This window comes from Coprococcus sp. ART55/1, from assembly GCF_000210595.1.
Lineage (GTDB): Bacteria > Bacillota > Clostridia > Lachnospirales > Lachnospiraceae > Coprococcus > Coprococcus aceti.
Genome location: NC_021018.1, coordinates 689591 through 694032 on the forward strand (window position 1 = coordinate 689591; position 4442 = coordinate 694032).

The window sequence follows — 4442 nt, forward strand, 5'->3', positions numbered from 1 at the left end:
CTGAAATACATATGACCTCTCTTGTCTGTTCCGAGTCCTGTGATCTCTCCCTCAACTCCCAGACTGCCAAGCCACGGCTCGCCGCTGACCAACTCCTGTATCCTCTCATTGAGTTCCTTGACTGTATATATGTTATTCTGCTGTGGCATCTGCGCCACTCTCCTTCTTGTCCTTATCACCGGATACAAGCTTTGCAAGAAGTGCATTCACGAACTTGCTCGCCGATGCATCACAATACTTCTTTGCCAGCTCAACCGCCTCATTGATGGCGACCTTCTCCGGTATGCTCTCATCGTACTTCACTTCATAGACACCAAGCCTTAATATAGCCAGCTCCTCCTTGCCTATACGAGGAAGCTTCCAGCCTTCTGATATCTGTGAAATGATCTCATCTATCTCTGCTTTCTTAGAGATGATATTCTTAACCTTGGTGGTTATATAATCTCTGTCCTCATTGCTGACTATTCCGTACAGAAGCGGATCGTCCTCCTCATCTCCCGGCATCTCAGGGTCAAATGCAAAATCAAGCTGATCCTGCATGCCCTCAGCGTCATTGAACTCCAGTGTAAATACTATCTTGAATATCCTGTCTCTTATATCTCTTCTAGTCATATCTTCCTCTCCACTATATAAAGCTTTATCTGTATCCTATCTGCCGTCTCCAACACGTACACCGGCTATCCTTATGTTGACTTCCTCAACGCTCAGTCCTGTCATGGTCTCTATAGCCTGCTTGACCTTATCCTGAACCTGACCTGATACTGATGGTATGCTGTACTCGTACAGAACCTCTATCGCAATATCAACCTTTACCTTGCCAGGAAGAAGCTCTACCTTAACGCCCTTTGCAGGGTTCTTCTTTCCGAACTTTGAGGCAAGCTCATTTGGAAGGTTGCCTGTAAGTCTGTATACACCTTCAACCTCTCCGGCTGCAAGCCCTGCTATGATAGCCACTACGTCATCCGCTATCTGAACTTTGCCAAGAGAATTGCTCTCTTCTATATTGTAAGAATTATCCTGAACCGCGCTGCCTTCAATCACGATATCATCATTCAACTTATCACTCATGGTCATACCTCCCGTTTCGTATGGGTTATTTGAATCTTATTATAATCTGAAGGCAGCTATTTTGCAAGTATATGCGATTCACGGCTTATCCTTCCGCTGTCTATTTGCCACCCATGACAGATATTGCAACACTGCTTATATCATACCCTGTTTTTCGGATAACTATGTCCTCTATCTGTGCTCTCTCGGTATCCGACAGCGATTCCACATTCAGCGACACGTCAACAGCCTCATCACTTATCGTCACTATGGCATCGCTATACCCCTTTGCCGCCAGAACTGTCTCGACATCTGTCTCCTTCTCTATGGTATCGTTCAGCTTCACATATGTATCTGTCGCCTCCTTCTTTGCCGAATCGCTGAGTGCCTCATCACCTATCACATCCATCAGAGCTTCCTTGCTCCTTGATCTGCTCTGCTCACGGTTCAACTTTGCCGCGGCCATATTGCTTGTCACCTGTGCACTGGTGAGTACAGCGTCACCGATCTCATCCTCCTGGCCATTGAGCTCCACATCCTCGGTCTGGCCATTCTCATCCTTCACCGCCTGTGAGTTCTCATTTTCCGCCATGGACGAGAGATCCTCATAGTTGATCACTTCCACCTGTTTTTTGTCAGTTTTTTCCTTCTTCTTGTCCTTTCCTGCATCCGCAAAGCTCATGTAACCGGCCACCCCTATCATAACTGCAAGTGCGATGACCGCCAGTCTGTTCTTTCCACTGAATTTCTTCATAGTCCCTCCACATTAATTTGCTTCTAATATCACAATCTTATGCGTCGGCACGTCAAATAATGCCTGCACTGCATTCGTTATCTTCAGCGTTGTATCGCCATTTTCCGCCCCCTTGCAAATGATAACCACACCCTCGGTCTCCGGCTCCCTGTACCTGACCACATACGGCGAGCTCCCACTGCCCTCACTCACCATGACCGTCTCCTCCGACACGCTTCTCTGCTTGCTGTCGCCGTTCTCACTGGAACTGCTTCCGGAGTCCTTGAGTGCTATGTTCTCACCGCTGTCCTTGACCGTTATCATCACTCTCACATCCGATATTCCGTCCACCTGCTCAAGCACTGATGTGAGTCTCTCCTCCATATACTCCACATAATCCGTGGTATCCCCTGACATATTCCGGTCATTTCCGCCGGTCACATCCGCGTCTGTCTCATCGGACTGTCCGGTCCATCCGCTCTTTAGGTCATTTTTATCAGTCTTGCTGTTATTTGCCGGCCACACAACTATCATCAGACAAATCCCTGACAGCAAAATGAGCAGCAACTTGTATAATCTGTTGTTGCTGCTCTTCAATATATTCATGATCCCCGATATTCCCTTTTTCTTAGAATCCTCCACTACAGTCCCTCCTGCATATGATCTGTATTGCCCCTCCTGATGGTAATCCTGTTCTCATCAACACCATATTCCTCTGACACTGCGGATCTCAGTCCGTCTGTGTCTACTTTATCAGACTGTATGTATATCTCCATGCTGTCTATCCCAAGCTCCTCCCCGGTGACTATACGCACCACCGCATCGGCATTACAATTGTCAGATATAAACCGCTCCACTACCTCCTCCATGGCCCTGACATACATCTCATCATCGCCCTCGGCCACGTCCATTCCAAGCGATTCACTGTATGTATTGAACTCTATCCTGTCCGCATACCCAAGCCAGCCTATGACAGGATTTATCACGACCATCATCATGACAAATCCCACAGCCGACTGGACATATCTGCGCATCTTCGGATCCGGGGCAATATACAGCACGACAGAAAAAAGTATACTGCACACAACTATATTTTTCAGCCACTCAGCAAGCATGCACATCCTCCATCCGTTCTATGATATGTTCACCGACATCAGGGCTATGCTTATGATGAACATCATCACGCTTATTCCGCACGCCCTCAGCATCAGCTCCACTGTCTCCGCCATGATGCCTGCTGCCTCGGCATATCTTTTGTCTCCGACCGGCTGCACCACCGCGGCGATGAACCTTAATATGAACATGATGACGATTATCTTGATCATTGGCACTGCGGCCAGTATGACTATCATGATCGTACACGCCATCCCCATACAGTTTCTGATAAACTCTCCTGTGCTCACCATCACACTGATGACAGCGCTCACCGTGGACATACCTGCACCTTTTCCCAATGTCCTGAGTATGCCATTTCTTGAAAGCCTGTCCATGGACGGTGCTATCATGCTCTTGACCACATTTATCCCGGTTACCACCGCAAACATTGTCCGCATTCCCCACACCGCCAGGCTCTTCATAAGCCCCGCCATCCGGGAGAAATAATCCTCGCTTCCAAGATTATTTATGAGTGCTATGAGCCCGCCGCATTTGATGAGGGGGAGTATGAACTTTATTATCACATTCTGGCAAATGTATATCACCAGGATTATGACCGACTGTGAATATCCGGCACTCTCCGGGCCGCTCACATATAACACAGACGAGGCATACATGGGATAGAACGCTTTCATGAACTCCGTGACATCTCCTATGGTGTCCTGCACGATGGACTGCACTAGGACGAAATCCCCCAGCAGCAGCGATAACAACACCATGTATGTAACCATGAAACCATGGGCGGATACATACTCGCCCATATTTCCCGCAAGCTGGGCAAATGTACTTCCGAGCACGATCACCGCTATGATCTGCAGCGCCAGCCCCCTGCTTGTCCTGACCTCGTATATGACACTGTCGGAAAACACTTTTAGTGCCATGTCTATGGTGGAATCCACGTCACCACTCTTTAGGGACTCGTATATGTCGTAGAAGGTCACGTCGGATTTGTCTTTTGTGATCTCATTGAGGCTTCCGATGACGGAGTCGTCCTCCAATATATCTGAGTTAATATCAGAGTCACTTTCCGTGGTATTTTCCTTTTCATTCTCAGCATAAAATTCTGGACAATATTTGATATCTGTATCATATGATTCAACTTTACTCTCATTACACACATTTGCCGCATCAGGCACTGACACCCCCATAAAGAGCATCAGCACCACCACTATCAAATTACCCCTCAACTATGGTCACCACCAGATCTATAACTCCCATGAGTATGGGCATACTGAGCAAAATAAGAGTTATCTTTCCCGCCATCTCCACCTGGGATGCCATGGCATTGCAGCCGGCATCTTTGCAGATATCTGATGAAAATCGGCATATATACGCTATACCTATCATTTTCAGGATCACGTCTATATATGAAATATTCACCGACACGTACGCAGTCAGCCTGTCTATGTACGAAGCTATAAGTCTGAACCTGCTCACCACAAAATACATGAGCATCACACACCCGGCTATGGACAACACGATCCCGTACCCGGAATCCAGTTCTTTT

The 4442-nt window shown here is 47.5% G+C and carries 7 protein-coding genes; all 7 read right to left on the reverse strand.

Annotation, left to right across the window (positions count from 1 at the left end; genetic code table 11):
* Window positions 1-132: 132 nt before the first annotated feature.
* Complete coding sequence (gene nusB / locus CCU_RS03325) at window positions 133-612, reverse strand: transcription antitermination factor NusB (protein ID WP_015533559.1); 480 nt, start codon at window positions 610-612, stop codon at window positions 133-135.
* Window positions 613-648: 36 nt separating this feature from the next.
* Window positions 649-1068, reverse strand: coding sequence for an Asp23/Gls24 family envelope stress response protein (locus CCU_RS03330; protein ID WP_015533560.1), 420 nt, complete (start codon window positions 1066-1068; stop codon window positions 649-651).
* A 100-nt stretch (window positions 1069-1168) separates the two neighbouring features.
* Window positions 1169-1801 carry a SpoIIIAH-like family protein gene (locus CCU_RS03335; RefSeq protein WP_015533561.1) on the reverse strand — a complete coding sequence of 211 codons (633 nt, stop codon included), beginning with the start codon at window positions 1799-1801 and terminating at the stop codon, window positions 1169-1171.
* Between the two features lie 12 nt (window positions 1802-1813).
* Entirely contained in the window at window positions 1814-2422 is a 609-nt protein-coding gene (locus CCU_RS03340) for a hypothetical protein (RefSeq protein ID WP_208895951.1), read from the reverse strand.
* Window positions 2422-2895, reverse strand: a complete 474-nt coding sequence (locus tag CCU_RS03345; protein ID WP_015533562.1) for a stage III sporulation protein AF — start codon at window positions 2893-2895, stop codon at window positions 2422-2424. Before CCU_RS03345 ends, CCU_RS03340 begins: the two co-directional genes overlap by 1 nt.
* An 18-nt stretch (window positions 2896-2913) precedes the next feature.
* Window positions 2914-4122 (reverse strand): stage III sporulation protein AE, encoded by a 1209-nt coding sequence (locus tag CCU_RS03350; protein ID WP_147343965.1) that lies wholly within the window; start codon window positions 4120-4122, stop codon window positions 2914-2916.
* On the reverse strand, window positions 4112-4442 hold a 331-nt coding region (gene spoIIIAD / locus CCU_RS03355), incomplete at its 5' end, for a stage III sporulation protein AD (RefSeq protein ID WP_208895952.1). The genes CCU_RS03350 and spoIIIAD, both read right to left, overlap by 11 nt.

What these genes read in the sequence shown, in the direction of transcription:
- CCU_RS03330 (WP_015533560.1), bottom strand. Translation starts at nt 1,068, where the DNA reads ATGAGTGATAAGTTGAATGATGATATCGTGATTGAAGGCAGCGCGGTT.
- CCU_RS03335 (WP_015533561.1), bottom strand. Translation starts at nt 1,801, where the DNA reads ATGAAGAAATTCAGTGGAAAGAACAGACTGGCGGTCATCGCACTTGCA.
- nusB (WP_015533559.1), bottom strand. Translation starts at nt 612, where the DNA reads ATGACTAGAAGAGATATAAGAGACAGGATATTCAAGATAGTATTTACA.
- CCU_RS03345 (WP_015533562.1), bottom strand. Translation starts at nt 2,895, where the DNA reads ATGCTTGCTGAGTGGCTGAAAAATATAGTTGTGTGCAGTATACTTTTT.